The 14757-nt window shown below is 64.4% G+C and carries 13 protein-coding genes; 10 read left to right on the top strand and 3 right to left on the bottom strand.

The features are described from left to right. Positions 1-255 precede the first annotated feature (255 nt). The 9 genes from ACM6JT_RS22010 to ACM6JT_RS21970 all read left to right on the top strand — a co-directional run bounded on the left by ACM6JT_RS22010 (position 256) and on the right by ACM6JT_RS21970 (position 11030). Complete coding sequence (locus tag ACM6JT_RS22010; RefSeq protein ID WP_414857490.1) at positions 256-2616, top strand: TonB-dependent siderophore receptor; 2361 nt, start codon at positions 256-258, stop codon at positions 2614-2616. A gap of 31 nt (positions 2617-2647) precedes the next feature. Next, positions 2648-3403: a TonB family protein gene (locus ACM6JT_RS22005; protein WP_414857274.1), complete on the top strand. Its 756-nt coding sequence runs from the start codon at positions 2648-2650 to the stop codon at positions 3401-3403. A gap of 23 nt (positions 3404-3426) precedes the next feature. Next, positions 3427-4161, top strand: a complete 735-nt coding sequence (locus tag ACM6JT_RS22000) for a MotA/TolQ/ExbB proton channel family protein (protein WP_131949485.1) — start codon at positions 3427-3429, stop codon at positions 4159-4161. 13 nt (positions 4162-4174) lie between these two features. Then, the gene (locus ACM6JT_RS21995; RefSeq protein ID WP_082146233.1) at positions 4175-4597 is read left to right on the top strand and encodes an ExbD/TolR family protein; all 423 of its coding nucleotides are present in this window, start codon (positions 4175-4177) and stop codon (positions 4595-4597) included. Continuing rightward, entirely contained in the window at positions 4594-6366 is a 1773-nt protein-coding gene (locus ACM6JT_RS21990; protein ID WP_414857273.1) for an ABC transporter ATP-binding protein/permease, read from the top strand. The genes ACM6JT_RS21995 and ACM6JT_RS21990 overlap by 4 nt, the downstream gene beginning before the upstream one ends. Positions 6367-6445: 79 nt before the next feature. Then, a complete protein-coding gene (gene trxA / locus ACM6JT_RS21985) occupies positions 6446-7669 on the top strand; it encodes a thioredoxin (RefSeq protein WP_414857272.1) in 1224 nt (407 codons plus the stop codon). A gap of 42 nt (positions 7670-7711) precedes the next feature. After that, on the top strand, positions 7712-9070 hold the full coding sequence (locus tag ACM6JT_RS21980; protein ID WP_105392493.1) for a TldD/PmbA family protein: 1359 nt from the start codon (positions 7712-7714) through the stop codon (positions 9068-9070). A 12-nt stretch (positions 9071-9082) separates the two neighbouring features. After that, positions 9083-10558: a metalloprotease TldD gene (gene tldD / locus ACM6JT_RS21975; protein WP_105392494.1), complete on the top strand. Its 1476-nt coding sequence runs from the start codon at positions 9083-9085 to the stop codon at positions 10556-10558. Positions 10559-10598: 40 nt separating this feature from the next. Beyond that, a complete protein-coding gene (locus ACM6JT_RS21970) occupies positions 10599-11030 on the top strand; it encodes a Fis family transcriptional regulator (RefSeq protein WP_414857271.1) in 432 nt (143 codons plus the stop codon). Positions 11031-11088: 58 nt separating this feature from the next. Here the strand turns inward: ACM6JT_RS21970 and ACM6JT_RS21965 are convergent, their stop codons facing one another. The 3 genes from ACM6JT_RS21965 to ACM6JT_RS21955 form a co-directional block, all read right to left on the bottom strand. Further along, a complete protein-coding gene (locus ACM6JT_RS21965; protein ID WP_414857270.1) occupies positions 11089-11847 on the bottom strand; it encodes an SDR family oxidoreductase in 759 nt (252 codons plus the stop codon). A 152-nt stretch (positions 11848-11999) separates the two neighbouring features. Further along, on the bottom strand, positions 12000-12371 hold the full coding sequence (locus ACM6JT_RS21960; RefSeq protein ID WP_111020042.1) for a hypothetical protein: 372 nt from the start codon (positions 12369-12371) through the stop codon (positions 12000-12002). Positions 12372-12406: 35 nt separating this feature from the next. Continuing rightward, on the bottom strand, positions 12407-13351 hold the full coding sequence (locus ACM6JT_RS21955; RefSeq protein WP_414857269.1) for a LysR family transcriptional regulator: 945 nt from the start codon (positions 13349-13351) through the stop codon (positions 12407-12409). A gap of 166 nt (positions 13352-13517) precedes the next feature. Between ACM6JT_RS21955 and ACM6JT_RS21950 the strand changes: the two genes are divergently transcribed. Beyond that, positions 13518-14732: an FAD-dependent monooxygenase gene (locus ACM6JT_RS21950; protein ID WP_414857268.1), complete on the top strand. Its 1215-nt coding sequence runs from the start codon at positions 13518-13520 to the stop codon at positions 14730-14732. Positions 14733-14757 lie beyond the last annotated feature (25 nt).

Here is a 14757-nt window from a genome sequence, read left to right as displayed (position 1 = left end):
AAATGGCGCGAAGGACGAATTCTTTCAAAAAAGTATTCCGGGCGGGATCGCTAGACTTTTTCATGTGGATGAGGAGCCGGCAAGCCTGCCGGGGCCAGCGGCCTCGAGCGAAGCCGGGAGTGAAGGGGGGAAGGCATGCCGTTGCGGTCGACCGCTTCTCGACTTCTCGATCGTGTGGAACAAGACAGGCGTTTTGCCGAAATACAACCGACTAGGGATGGGTGCATCGTGGGGATCAAGTTCGACGGCAAGGGTATGGCCCGCAACGTTGCGGCAATGGCGATCGCAATGGCGGTTGCCCAGACTTTCATGGTGTCCGCGGCGTATGCGCAACAGGCGGAACAACGCACCTACCATCTGCCGAGCGGTCCGCTGGACCGCACGTTGGTGGAGATCGCCAGGATCGCGCAGCTTCCGTTGAGCTATGACGCGTCATTGGTGCAGTCGCTCAAATCGGCGCCGGTGGACGGCACGTATTCGGCCGAGGCCGCGATCCGCAAGGCCTTGCAGGGCACGGGCCTCGACCTGGTTCCGACGGCGAACGGCGGTTACACGCTGGCTCACGTCAAGGCGGATGCCAAGGGGGGGGCGTCGGCGCCGGCCGCTGCCGGTGCCGCGGCGACCACGGCGCAGGTGGACACCACCTTGCCTCTCATCAGCGTGGCGGCCAGCAGGGATTCAGGCGGTACCGGCTTCGTCGCGGAATCGTCGTCCACCTATGCACGCTCGGACGTCCCGCTCAGCGAGACGCCGAAATCGGTCAGCGTCATCAATGCGGCGGTGATCCAGAGCCAGGCTGCTCAGTCGCTCTCCGATGTGCTGAGGAATGCTTCCGGTGTCGTGACGCGGCCGGGGCCGCTTGGCGTGCCGCAGTACGTGATTCGTGGGTTTGTAGCGCAAAACCTCACATCGGATGGGCTCGCGACTGTCGGGTCCGCGCCCAATGTCACGCCGACGATCGCCATCTCGAGCGTTGAAGTGGTCAAGGGGCCCTCGGCCATCGTGAATGGCAACAGCCCGCCGGGGGGCGTCATCAATATCGTCAAGAAGACGCCGCAGGCCGATCCGTTTCACGAAATCCAGTTGAGCTACGGCTCCTACGGCGCCACGCAGATCGCGCTGGACAGTACGGGCGCGATCACCGACGACAAGAAGCTCCGATATCGCTTCGTCATCTCGGGCGAGCGGGTCGGCCAGAACGCCATGGGATATGACGGCGAGCGAAATTTCTACTTTGCCCCAACCCTGCAATGGAAGGATTCGACCACGGATTTGACGGTGGGCTATGAGCGCACCGTCAATCGCGAGCCGGTTCCCCAATTCACCGTCGGCTATGCGAAGGGTGATATCTACCGAAACTATATCGACAAGCCGCTTGGCACACCGTCCGATCACTTCGGTGCGCAAACCGACAATGTTTTCCTTCGCCTCGAGCAGAAGCTTTCGAAGTCGCTCACCTTCGTGAGCAAGGCTTCCTACACGCGGACCCAACAGGTGCAGCAGGCCTGGGCAACGGCCACGCCGCTCTCGGCAACTAATGGTGCGGCGTTCTTCAACTTCGATTCGATCACAGATTTCTACAGCTGGAGCTTGCAGAACTACGTGCGAGCCAAGTTCGATATCGGCGGCGCGAAAAATACCGTGATCGCGGGTTGGGATCTTATCCACTATAACCGGTATCAGTCCGACACCACGACATTTAAATTCATTTCGGTGCCGAACATTTTCGGGTCGTATTCGCTTCCTTCACCCGATACGGGAAACCTGGCGCCGACATCCGCCAGCAGCTTCACGCAAACCGGTTTGTATCTCCAAGATCAGTTCTCCTACCAGAATTTTCACGCACTTGCGTCGGTGCGCCGGGATACCTACACGACAATCACGACGGGCGGCAGCGCTTCACCCGGAAATCATCAGAACGCTTATAGCCCGAGCCTCGGCCTGCTCTACGAACTGACGTCCGAGGTTGCCGCCTACGCCAGCTACAACCGCGGTTTTCAGCCGGGCACGGCGACTCAATTCGGTGGCGGTGTGCTCCCCCCGCAGATCAGCCAGCAAGTCGAAGTGGGCATGAAGTTCAATCTACTGGACGACAAACTGGCCATCACGACCTCGGCCTATCGCACCTCGTTCAGCAACTACAACGTCTCCGACCCGGTCCATCGCGGTTTCTATCTTCCCGCCGGCGGTGCCGTCAGCCGGGGATTCGAAGCTGAGATCAGCGGCCAGCCGTTGCCCGGCGTCAACCTGGTAGGAAGCTACACGTATAACGACTTCGTGCAGCCCTCGGGGACCAAGCTCGCGGTCAACCTGCCCAAGAACAGCGCCAGCCTGTGGGCCACCTACAACTTCCGCTCCGAGAAGCTCCAGGGTTTCGGTGTCGGCGCCGGGCTGTTTTTTGCGAGCGGGCAGTACATCGGCTCGGGCTCGGCGTACCGCATCCCCAGCCAGGTGGAGACGGATCTCGGTGTGTTCTATCGAAAGAAGGGATACGGCCTCAATCTTTCGATCAAGAACGTGTTCAATCGCAAGCTCTACTACAGCAGCACGACGTCAACCCTGATCCCGATGGGACCGGAGCGGACCGTCATGCTCACCGGCACCTATGATTTCTGACACCCTCGATACTCGGCCGTGGAGCGGCGGCATGTCGAATCCTGAGCGCATCACTCATTCGCGGGCGCGATTGCGGCGCGCGGCGATCGGGGGCGCGGTCGTGCTGGCGCACGCACTGGGGCTGTATCTGATCGTTCATCGCAGCGTGGACCTGACCCGGCTAGAGGCCGACCGGGCCTCCGGTGCTTCGGTTCAGGTCAGGCTCGTTGTCGCGCCGACGCCCGAGCCCGTCGCGCGGCCGCAGCCCAAGCCCGAGCCCAAGCCTGAGCGGAAGCCGGAACCCAAGCCCAAGCCCGTCGAAAAACCGGTGGTTCGAAAGACGGCGCCCTTGCTTTCCTCGGATGCGCCGGCCGCACGAACGGTCGAGCCCGCAAGGACCGAGCCCGTCAAACCGGTCGAGCCCGCGCCGTTGCCGGTTCGGGCGCCCAGCGCGGCCGCGCCCACCGCTGCGGCGCCGTCCGAACCCGCGCCGGGGCCCAAGCTGCTCGATACCCCGAAGCAGATCAGCAGCGCGGAACTCAAGCAGCTCGGTTGCCGTATCCCGCAGCCGGACTATCCGCCGAAGGCACGGCGGCTGGAGCAGCAAGGCACGGTGGTGGTGAGGCTGAACATCGGCGTGGACGGTGCGGTCAAGACGGCGCGGGTTGCGCAAAGCAGCGGCTATCCGCTGCTGGATGCGGCAGCGCTGGCGGCGATCGAGGCCGGCCATTGCCAGCCCTACACGACTGCCGGTATTGCCCGTGCCGTAGAGGCCGAGCAGCCGATCGCCTTCAACCTGAATGACTGACCTGGAATAAACGGAGCAAAAAAATGGAACAGTACGGCATCGCCAACGTCTGGCAGCAGGGCGACTTCATCACCCGGTTCATCTTCGTCTTTCTTCTCGGCATGTCGATCGTGTCGTGGTTCGTCATCGTGACCAAGGGCTTGGCGAATCGACGCCTCGAGACCATGGGAAAACGTGCGCAGACGCGCTTCTGGTCCACGCCGTCGCTCGATGACGGCATCGAGGCCCTGGGCGACGGCACCGACAATCCGTATCGCGCCGTGGCGCTTGCCGGCCGTGAGGCGAACGACCAGCAGGCCGGTGGCGACGCGTCGCTGCAAGGAAGCCTCAGCAGCAGCGAATGGGTGGCGCGCGGCCTGCGCAACGCCTTCGACGACGAGGTTGCCCGCCTGCAGAACGGCCTGGCCATCCTCGGGTCGATCGGCAGTACCGCGCCGTTCGTCGGCCTGTTCGGGACCGTGTGGGGCATCTATCACGCGCTGATGGCCATCGGCGTGTCGGGACAGGCCAGCCTCGATCATGTCGCGGGCCCGGTCGGCGAGTCGCTGATCATGACGGCGATCGGCCTGTTCGTGGCGATCCCCGCCGTGCTCGGATTCAACTACGTCAATCGAGGCAACAAGCGGGTGAGCCATCGCCTGAACCGGTTCGTGCACGAGTTGCACGTGTACTTCGTGACAGGCGCCAAGGCCCGCTGCGACGTTCGCCCGGTGCCCGCGGCGCCGGCGACGAGCAAGCGCGTCAACGCCGCCGCCTGATCGGGAGCCAATCGTGTCGATTCTCATGGATGGCAACAACGACGAAGGCGTGATGAACGACATCAACATGACGCCGCTGATCGACGTCATGTTGGTTCTGCTGATCATTTTCATCGTGACGCTGCCTGTCATCAACAAGGCGGTGAAGGTCGATCTGCCCAAGGCCGCGGCACAGCCCGCCCAGTCGAAAACGCAGGACATCGACCTGTCGATCACGGCTGACAAGACCGTGCTGTGGAACAAGGATGTGGTCGACGATGCCGCGCTGAAGCTGCGTGTCGAGGCGGCTTCGAAGCAGGGCGATCCTCCGGCCGTCAACATCAATGCCGACGAGCACGTCGAATACGGGAAGGTCGCCACGATACTCGCGGCGCTGCAGGGCGGCGGGCTGAACAAGATCAATTTCGTCATGCAACCGACCAAGGGCCAGCAATGATCGGGAATCGGGCATTCCCGACGGACCGGGCCGAGGATCGGGACGCCAGACGCCGCTTTCCCACCGTCTGGAAGCTGATCAAGCCGTACTGGACCACCCGAGAGGGCATGCTGTCGGCATTGATGCTCGCCTATGTACTCGGTGCGGGCTGGAGTCATACGTATATCGCGGTCTGGCTCAATCGATGGACCGGCACGTTCTATGACGCCGTGGGATCCGGCAGGTTTCCGGCGCTGCCGCACTTGCTGTTGCAGTTCCTGCTGGTGTCGATGGCCGCAGCTGCGCTGACGGTGTCCACGGTGGTGCTGCAATCGATCGTCGAGATTCGCTGGCGGCGATGGCTGACGACCTGGCTGGCCGATCAGTGGCTGGCCAGCCATACCTACTACCGCATCGAACGCGACCGCGCGCTCGAGAACATCGATCAGCGTATCGCGGAGGATGCGAAGCAGTTCGTCAGGGACACCTTGTTGCTGTCGATGGGTGTGCTCCAGGTACCGGTGAGCATCGTGAGCTTCAGCGTGGTCTTGTGGTCGATCGGGCGTTCGCTGAACCTCGATATCGGCGGACACGAATACAGCATCCATGGATACCTGGTCTATGCCGTTTTTCTCTATCAAGGCGTGATTTTCGGCGCCACCCATCTTCTGGGGCGGCGCCTGATCACACTCAACGCCAAGCAGAACCGCGTGGAGGGAGACTTCCGCGTGCTGATGGTGCGGGTGCGCGAGTTCGCCGAGCAGATCGCCTTCTTCGATGGCAAGGACGCGGAAAGCACGCGATTGAACGGCGCCTTCCGCCTCGTCGTTTCGAATCTCTATACGCTGTTGTGGGTCAACACGCGGGTCTCGCTGTTTACCAATATCGTCGGGCAGTTCAGCCTGGTGGTGCCTACCTTGCTGGTTCTGCCGCAGTTGATGACCGGAGGGCTGACGCTGGGCGGGTTGATGCGGTCGAACAGCGCATTTAATTCCGTGTCGAGTTCCCTGGCCTTCTTTCCCCAGGCTTATCTGGGATTCACCGCGTGGCGCGCTGAAGCGAACCGGCTTCGGGAATTTCTCTACGTGAACGCGCTGGATTCGCGGGGAAACGTCGTGTTGACCGCCGGCGAGAGCGGAGCCGTAGGCGCCAACGGGTTGGTTCTGCGCGACGCAGCCGGCGCGGAGATTGCCCGTGTGCCCGACTTCTCGCTCGCACCCGGTTCGCGCTGTCTGATCCGTGGGCGCTCCGGAAGCGGGAAAAGCACGCTGCTCAGAGCGCTCGCGGGCCTCTGGCCCTACGGCGAGGGCATCGTCACCTGCAGTGCCGAAGGAACGATGTTCGTTCCGCAGCGCAGCTACATCCCCGTCGGCACGTTGAAGGCGGCGATCGCGTATCCGCACGAGGAATCGACGTACACCGACGGTCAATGCGCGGACGTCCTGCGCGCATGCGGCCTCGATGCGCACGTTGCATCGATGCTGGACGCCGATCGCTGGAGCGACAGGCTTTCCGGCGGAGAGCAGCAGCGGGTGGCGTTCGCACGCGTGTTGCTGGCCAGCCCGACCACGATATTTCTCGATGAATGCACGTCGGCGCTCGACACCGAGAGCGAGCGAACGCTCTACCAACTGCTGATCGACCGGCTACCTCAGGCCACGATCCTCAGCGTCGCGCATCGAAAGGAGTTGCTGGCCTTTCATCAGCAGACCCTCGACTTTTCACCGGAACGGGCATCCGCGGTCGCGGCCGGCCTGACCGGCCCGGCTTCGTCTGCTTGCCCGGCATGACACCGTGATCCCGTCAGGACGCTTGCTCCTCACCGGGGGCAAGGTCCGACGAAACCGAACTTATGGACAGGAACGTGAAATGAGCGATTTGAAAAGTGTGACCGCCGCGAGCTTCGAGGCCGACGTGATGATGAACAGCCGTCCGGTGCTGGTCGACTTCTGGGCCGAATGGTGCGGGCCGTGCAAGGCGCTGGCGCCGACGCTCGAGAAGGTGGCGCGGAACTTCGACGGCAAGGTCGACATCGTCAAGGTCAACGTCGACGAGCATCCGTCCTTGCGCGAGCGTTTCGGTGTGCGCGGTATTCCCGCCCTGGTGCTCATGAACGGCGGCCATGAGGCGGGCCGCATCGTGGGACCGCGGTCGGCCACGCAACTGGCGAGTTATCTCGATGCGCACCTGGGAACCGTCACGCAGCTGGCCAAGCCCGAAGTGACGCTTCGCGCGTTCGGCGGCGATCCGCAGGTGAAAGCGGCTCGCATCGCACGGTTGCTCGATTATCTGGAGCACAAGCAAGCCGCGCTGGGCACCCCCATGTGGCCGGAAAAGATCAGCGGCGCACTGGAATTCGTTGCCGACTCGCGTGATCCGGACGAGTGCGCGTCCGTGTTGGGCATGCCGACCGATGTGGTCGACGCGGTGACGGTCCTGTCGAGCTATCGAGGCACCCATTTCAAGGCGGCGCTGTTCGTGGCGGACTGGCTGGAAAGCGTACCGGTCGGCGCGAACCTCTCGACGCTGCCCGGCCGGCTGCTGATGTCGATCCTGTCGAGCCGGATTGTCTCGGACACGCTGGAGGGGGAATCGAGGTTGCTGGCGATTCGTGACGAGCTGGTTTCGCTGCACGCGGCGGAAATGGACGGCTCCCCGGTGGCGGACGCGAACTGGGCGGACGTCAGGCAGGCATCCAGGGAGGCGGCGGCCGAACTCGGCGACGGGAGTGCTGCCGTGGCCGCCGAGGTGCTGGAGGTCGCTTCGTCCTCGTTGGCCCGGAATCCGGACATGTTGAAGGAGTTCGTCTTTTCACTTTGCGGCTCCATGCGGAAATGGCTGCAGGTCAAATGCAACTGGGGCGCGCAGGACGATGCGCGCTTGAATCAATTGGCGGAAGGGGTCTTCAAGCAGGCAATCGACGCCGGCGTCGAGCCGCCGAGGGGCAGCGCGCTGATGGAGCGTGTGGCGGAGGTCGATCCTCAACTCGTGGGGCGTTTCCTGTCTTATTACGAGGACGGCCATCTCGCCGCGGCCGAGCGGGGCAGCGCGATCGGCGACATGCTGATTCAGCTCACCGGGCAGACCGCCTGAGGCATTCAACGACACGATGCCGCATGGCGGAGGAGCAGGCTGATGCAATCGAGCAGTACGCAGTTGCAAACCGTCGCTGCTGAGCTGGCGAGTTCGGCGGAGCGCGTGATCGCGTTCGCGCGGCAGGCGGGCGCGGAGGGGACGCGCGTGGAGATCGAGGCCGCCGAATCGAGCGCCGTGACCGTGACGAACCGGGTGCAGACGGAACGCAGTTTTTGCGGCACCCTGGAGATGACGGTGACGGTGTTTCGCGACGGAAAACGTGCTTTCGCGAAATCGTCGGACCTGTCGGACGACGGGCTGAGAAAGATCGTTCGCGCGGCGATCGAGAGCACCGCCGCAACCGAGCCCGATCCCGCGGCCGGATTCGCCGATTCGAGCCAGTTGGCCAGGGACTTTCCCGATCTCGATCTCCATCACCCGCTGAATTGGTCGCTCGACGACATCGGTGCCCATGCGCAACGCGCCGAGGATGCGGCGCTCGCACATGACCCGTCGATCAAGGCGTCGAAGGGCGTAACGGTGAGAACGATGTCGGGCACGTCGTTGCTGGCCACGTCGGCGGGGTTCCATGCGACAGCGCCGTGGTCCGTCCATTCGATCGCATGTGCGCCCGTCGCGTTCGGCGCCGGCGAAAAGCAGATCGGTTTCTGGGGCCATGCAAGTCGCGCATTCGACGATCTCGCGAAACCGGAGGAGGTCGGGGCGCTGGCCGCCAGGCGAGCCATCGACGCGCTCGGCGCGACGCAAGTCCCCACGCAGCAATGCCCGGTTCTGTTCGAGCCGTCGGCGTCGCTGGGGCTGCTGGCCGAACTGGTGTCCTCGGCATCGGGGGATGCGCTCTACCGGAGCGGATCGTTCTTGAAGGATGACATCGATTCGTCCTTGTTTCCGCCGCATGTCCAGCTTGACGAGGATCCGTTCGTCAAGCGCGGGATGGCCAGCCGCTGCTTCGACAGCGACGGCATTCCGGGCGGGCGCCGCAAGGTGGTGGAGGACGGCCGCCTGCGCGGGCTGTTTCTCGGGCTTTATGCGGCGCGCCGCTTGAACCTGACGCCCACCGGCAACGGCTATGGGCCTCACAACCTCGAAATGCGCAGTACACGGACCCGGCCCGGCGACGACTTCGCCGCGATGCTGAGGAAGCTGCATCGCGGACTTCTGGTCACGGAGATGGTTGGCGGCGGCGTGAACCGCTTGACGGGGGATTTCTCCCGCGGCGCCAAGGGGTTCTGGGTAGAAGACGGCGAGATCCGGTTCCCGGTGAGCGGTATCACGATAGCGTCGAATCTCCGCCGGATGTTCGGCGGACTACAGGCGATCGGCAGCGACGCGTTGACGAGGGGATGGGCGACCTCCGGATCGTGGCTGATCGATGCAATGAAGATCGGGGGAGCTTGAAACATGAGTGACATGAAGCAGCGGCAGGTATTACGGCCTGCCCGCGAGGAGATCCGCACGCTGGCGCGGCACGCGCTGCTGGACCGGCATGGCGTCGACGAGACGGCGCTTTTTTCCGCGATGGGCGTCGCGCTCGGCCAGCGATGGGATTTTGCGGATATCTTTCTCAAGGAAACGACCGCGGAATCATGGTCGCTGGAAGGGGGGGCCGTGCGCGCGAGTTCGTATCGTTGCGATAGCGGCTTCGGACTGCGCGTGTTGAAGGGAGAACAGGCGACGCTGGCGAGTTCGCAACGCATCGACGCGATGGCGCTCCGGCATGTTGCGTCGCGGCTGTGCGAAACCGGAAGCGGCATTTCGCGTGACGGCTCGGCAGCGATGCAGCGCAGGCCGGCCGCATCGGCACGATCGTTCTACGACCCGGCTCATCCACTGCGGACGATGGATGGAGCGGACAAGATCGCGCTTCTGAAGACGCTCGACGAGATCGCCCGGGCCGCCGACCCGCGCGTGATCGAAGTGCATGCCGTGCTGAGCGCCGTGCACGAAACGATCTGGATCGCGCGATGCGACGGCCTGAGTTGCGGCGATGTGCGTCCGCAACTGTCCTTGTGGATCAACGTGCGCGTCAGGTCCGGCGCGCGCGTTGAGGGCGCTAGCGGGGGGATCGGCGGGCGCTATGGCATCCAGACGTGGGATGACGACGAACTTCGCACATTCGTGCGGGAACGTGTGACGGCTGCCCTCACGAAGCTGCAGGCGCGGCCGGCGCCGGCCGGAAAAATGACGGTGGTGGTCGGCCCGGGCTGGAATGGCGTCTTGTTGCACGAAGCGGTCGGCCATGGACTGGAAGCCGATGGCGTGCGCCGCGGGACGTCCGCCTTCGCGGGACGCCTCGGCGAAAAGGTGGCATCCGGGAATGTGACCATCGTCGACGACGGAACGCTCCAGGGGGGCCGCGGTTCCTTGAATATCGACGACGAAGGGTGTGCGACGCGGCGCACGACCTTGATCGAGAACGGCGTGCTGCGCGCGTACATGCAGGATGCGCTGAGCGCGAGGTTGATGGGAATGGAGCCGACCGGAAACGGCCGCCGCGAGGGTTACGCCTCGCCGCCCATGCCGCGCATGACGAACACGTTCATGCTGAACGGGGACCACGAGCCGCAGGAAATCATCGAGTCGGTGCGCAACGGTATCTACGTGTCGGGCCTCGAGGGCGGCCAGGTCGACATCACGAGCGGTCAGTTCGTTTTCGAGGCATCCGAGGCCTACCTGATCGAAAACGGCAGGATTACCGAGCCGGTCAAGGGCGCGACGATCACGGGCCACGGCCCGGACACCATACGGAACATCAGCCTGGTCGGCAACGATCTCGCCTGCGATCCCGGCAGGGCGACGTGCAGCAAGGCGGGGCAGTCGATCCCGGTGGGCGTGGGCCAACCGACCGTGAGGGTGGATGAAATGACCGTTGGAGGCACCGCGTAGTCATGGCCGTCGAGGCGGCGCATTGCCGGTGGAATAGAACGTGAACAAATGGGCTCATCGTCTCAGTCAGTCCAGCCGCATGCAACGTGAGGCGAAAACGGAACTGCTGCCCTTGCCGAGGCCGATACGCGATGCCTTGTCACTGGAGTATCACCTTCAGCTCGAAGCGCTGCATGCCGGTGTGGGGTCGCTTGTCGCGCTTCAGGTCCTGATGAGGACCGTGATCGCCACGGGCATCCTGTGCGAATACGGGTACGGGGATGTCGAGGACGCTTCGTACAAGGACCTGGAAAAGATCGCAAACCACGCGTTTTCCTCCGGCCGCCAAGGGCATTTCCATTTCGATGGCGACGCATTCCATCTTTTCGCCAGGGTGCTGACAACGCATGATTTGCAGCTGGAAGTCGCCCCCGTCAAGGTGATCGACGAAGTCGCGAAGCGCCTGGAGCGATACTGCAGGGCGACTCAGTGATCGGGCTCTGAAGAATTGGCCGTTGCGGCGAGCGCAACGCGCTTTCGCCCGCAGCGCGCTATCCGCGCCCAACGAAAGGCATCGCGGTCGCCATGATCGTCATGTTCAGGATGTTCGTGTCGAGCGGCAGGTTCGCCATCTGGACGACTGCGTTCGCGACATGCGCGACGTCCATCCGCGCCTCGGGCGCGAGGCTGCCGTCCGCTTGCGGGACGCCTTGCGTCATCCGGTCCGTGAGCGAGGTCGCCGCGTTGCCGATGTCGATCTGGCCGCATGCGATGTTGTACCGGCGGCCGTCCAGCGCCAGCGATTTCGTGATCCCGGTCACCGCATGCTTGGTGGCCGTGTACGCGATCGTATCGGGGCGCGGCGCGTGCGCCGAGATCGAGCCGTTGTTGATGATCCTGCCGCCCTGCGGCGTTTGCGCTTTCATCAGGCGCCACGCGGCCCGCGCGCACAGAAAGACGCCGGTCAGGTTCGTCGCGACGACGCTGTTCCACACGTCGAATTCGTATTCGTCGAGGGCAACGGGCGGGGCGTTGCGTCCGGCATTGTTGAACAGCACGTCCAGCCGGCCGAACTGCTGCGCGATTTGCGAAAACGCGCGGTCGACCGACGCCTCGTCGGTGACGTCGGCGGGAAACACCTGCGCGTCGCCGCCGGCGGCGCGGATGGTGTCCTGCGTTTCGCGTAACGACGCCTCCGTGCGTCCGAGCAGCGCGACGGTGAAGCCGGCCTGGGCGAGTGCGATTGCTGCTGCCCGACCGATGCCGGAGCCGGCGCCCGTGACGGCGGCGAATTTCTTCGAGACAGACATGGCTTGATTTCCTGCGGGTTGAGTAAGGAACGAGGCGGCGGGTGACCGATGTCATCGCCATTTCGGCAATGTAGTCGAAATGCCCGGTGCACGGTGTCGAACGACATCGTCGAGCGCGCTCGATACTGCGATGCTGGCCGGCACTTGATCGATTAAACCGCTGCGTCCTTCGGGTCGCCCGGCAGCCGATCGATCCGACTTCGCGTCAGGCACTGTGGCCAGGTCGCCGCCACCCCGTTATGCCCGACGACGACAAAGTTCGTGAAGGCGCGATCGGAAACGAGCATCTGGCCTTTGCCGATGTTCTCGCCGATAAAGGTGATCGCCGGTTCGATCGGCAGAAAATCGCCGATCTTGCGGCGGACGTGGATCAGGACGTCCGCGGCGCCAATCGTCGAGAGCATTTTCCGAAGCAGGTCGCGATCGATGCTGCCGGTCGATAGCAGATGTATCCACTCGCATTTGACGAGATCGACTTCGGGGCGATGCTTGAGATAGAGCGAATGCACGCGTCTGGGATTCATGGATTTGGGTACCCGTGATTGCGCGATAACCGCGACTATTTCTTCCGCCCGGGCCCAGCCTTCCGCGCCCGCACACCCGTCTCCGCGAACAGATCGACCACCACGCCGCGCAGCCATCGGTTCCCTTCGTCCTGATTGACCCGCGTATGCCACAGCATATGAATCGGCGCACCGGGCAGCGTGACGGGCAACGCGCGCCAACCCAGCGAAAACGGCGCGGCGAGCTGCAGCGCGAGATGCTCCGGCACGGTCGCGATCAGGTCGGTGCGCTGCAGGATATAGCCCACGCTCATGAAATGCGGCACCGTCAGCCGCACCCGGCGCTTCACGCGGCGCCGCTTCAGCCATTCGTCCACCTGCCCGTGGCCGGTGTCGGCCGACACCACGACCAGATGCTCGGCGTCGCGCCATGCCTCGACCGTCAGCGCCGCATCCTCGAGCGGATGCCCGTGCCGGAACAGGCACACATAACGCTGATCGAACAGCCGGCGCTGATAGAACCCGCCCTTGAGTTGCGGCAGCAGGCCGATCGCGAGATCGACGCGGCCGTCGGCCATCTCGTCGCTCAGGTTGACGCTCGTGTTGCGCACGGTATTGAGCGCGATGCCCGGCGCCGCTTGCGACAGGTGTTCGAGCAGCGCGGGGAGAAACACGACTTCGCCGATATCGGTCATGCCGATCGTCAGCGTGCGCGCGGCGCGCAGCGGATCGAAACCGGTCTCGGGATTGAGCGCGGCATGCAGCGTCGCGAGTGCGTGCGACACGGGCTCCGCCAGACGCAGCGCGAACGGCGTCGGCACCACGCCGCCCGGCCCGCGCACGAACAGCGGATCGCCGAGCCGGCGGCGCAGCTTCGCGAGCGCGTTGCTGACGCCCGGCTGGCTCATGTTCATCTGCTCGGCGACGCTCGACACGCGCCGCTCCTGCATCAGCCGCTGGAAAAGCAGCAGCAGGTTGAGGTCGATCTCGCTCAGTTCCATGGGTTTCGCCTTGCCCGGCTCATTGCATTCGGTGATGAAGCAGATTCATTTCATTTTATTGCGGGATGAATGTCCACTCCTGAAACTACCGATACGGCGCATGCATTCGACATGACCGCTGCGCAGCCCGCAGACCCCACATCTGAATATCGGAGACACCTTCATCATGCAGACGAACCCGAAGATTGCGATCGTCGGCGCCGGCATCGGCGGCCTGACGCTCGCACTCGCGCTGCGCGAGCACGGCATCGACGCGCAGCTCTACGAGCAGACCGACGCGTTGCGCGAAGTCGGCGCGGCCGTCGCGCTGTCGGCCAACGCGACGCGCTTCTACGAACGCATGGGCTTGCGCGCGGCCTTCGACGCGGTGTGCGCGGACATCCCGGGCCTGGTCTATCGCGACGGGCGCAGCGGCGCGGTGATCGGCCATCATCGCGGCGAACCCGACTATCGCCGGCAATTCGGCGGCGCGTACTGGGGCGTGCATCGCGCCGATCTGCAGGCCGTGCTGTCGAAGGCGGTCGGTCTCGACTGCATCCATCTCGGCCATCGGCTGGTCGATCTCGCGCAGGATGCCGATCGCGTCACGCTCGCGTTCGACAACGGCGAGCGCGTCGAAGCCGATCTCGTGATCGGCGCGGACGGCGCGCGCTCGATCACGCGGCGCTGGATGCTCGGTTATGACGATGTACTGTATTCGGGCTGCTCGGGCTTTCGCGGTGTGGTACCGGCCGCGCGCATGGACCTGCTGCCCGATCCCGACGCGATCCAGTTCTGGGTCGGGCCGCATGGGCATCTGCTGCACTACCCGATCGGCGACAACGGCGACCAGAATTTCCTGCTGGTCGAGCGTCATCCGTCACCGTGGCCGTCGCGCGACTGGGTCATGCCGGCGGAAGAGGGCGAGCAACTGCGCGTGTTCAGGGGCTGGCATCCGGCGGTGGTGCAGATGATCACCGCCGTGCCGATCAGCCAGCGCTGGGGGCTGTTCCATCGGCCGCCGCTCGGCCGCTGGAGCCGCGGGCGCGTGACGCTGATCGGCGACGCCGCGCACGCGCTGGTGCCGCATCACGGGCAGGGCGCGAATCAATCGATCGAGGATGCTGTGGTATTGGCGGCGCAACTGGCGAAGGCAGGCCCGGGCAACTGGCGCGAAGCGCAGGAAGCGTACGAGCGCCTGCGTCGCGGCCGTACGCGCAAGGTGCAGTACGCGTCGATTTCCGCGGCCGACGTGCTGCACCTGCCCGACGGGCCGGCCGCGCAGGCGCGCAACGCGCGTCTGGCCGAACGCGACAGCGTGCTGCATCACCTGGACTGGATTCACGATTTCGATGCGCTCGCCGAGGCGCCGAGCGAGCGGCAGGGCGGCACGTGGCTTTGAGCCCGAAGTGTGCGCGTGGGTCGCG

This window comes from Burkholderia sp. IT-111MI5, assembly GCF_949752865.1.
GTDB classification, from domain to species: Bacteria; Pseudomonadota; Gammaproteobacteria; order Burkholderiales; family Burkholderiaceae; genus Burkholderia; species Burkholderia pyrrocinia_C.
This window is presented reverse-complemented; position numbering and strand designations above follow the sequence as displayed.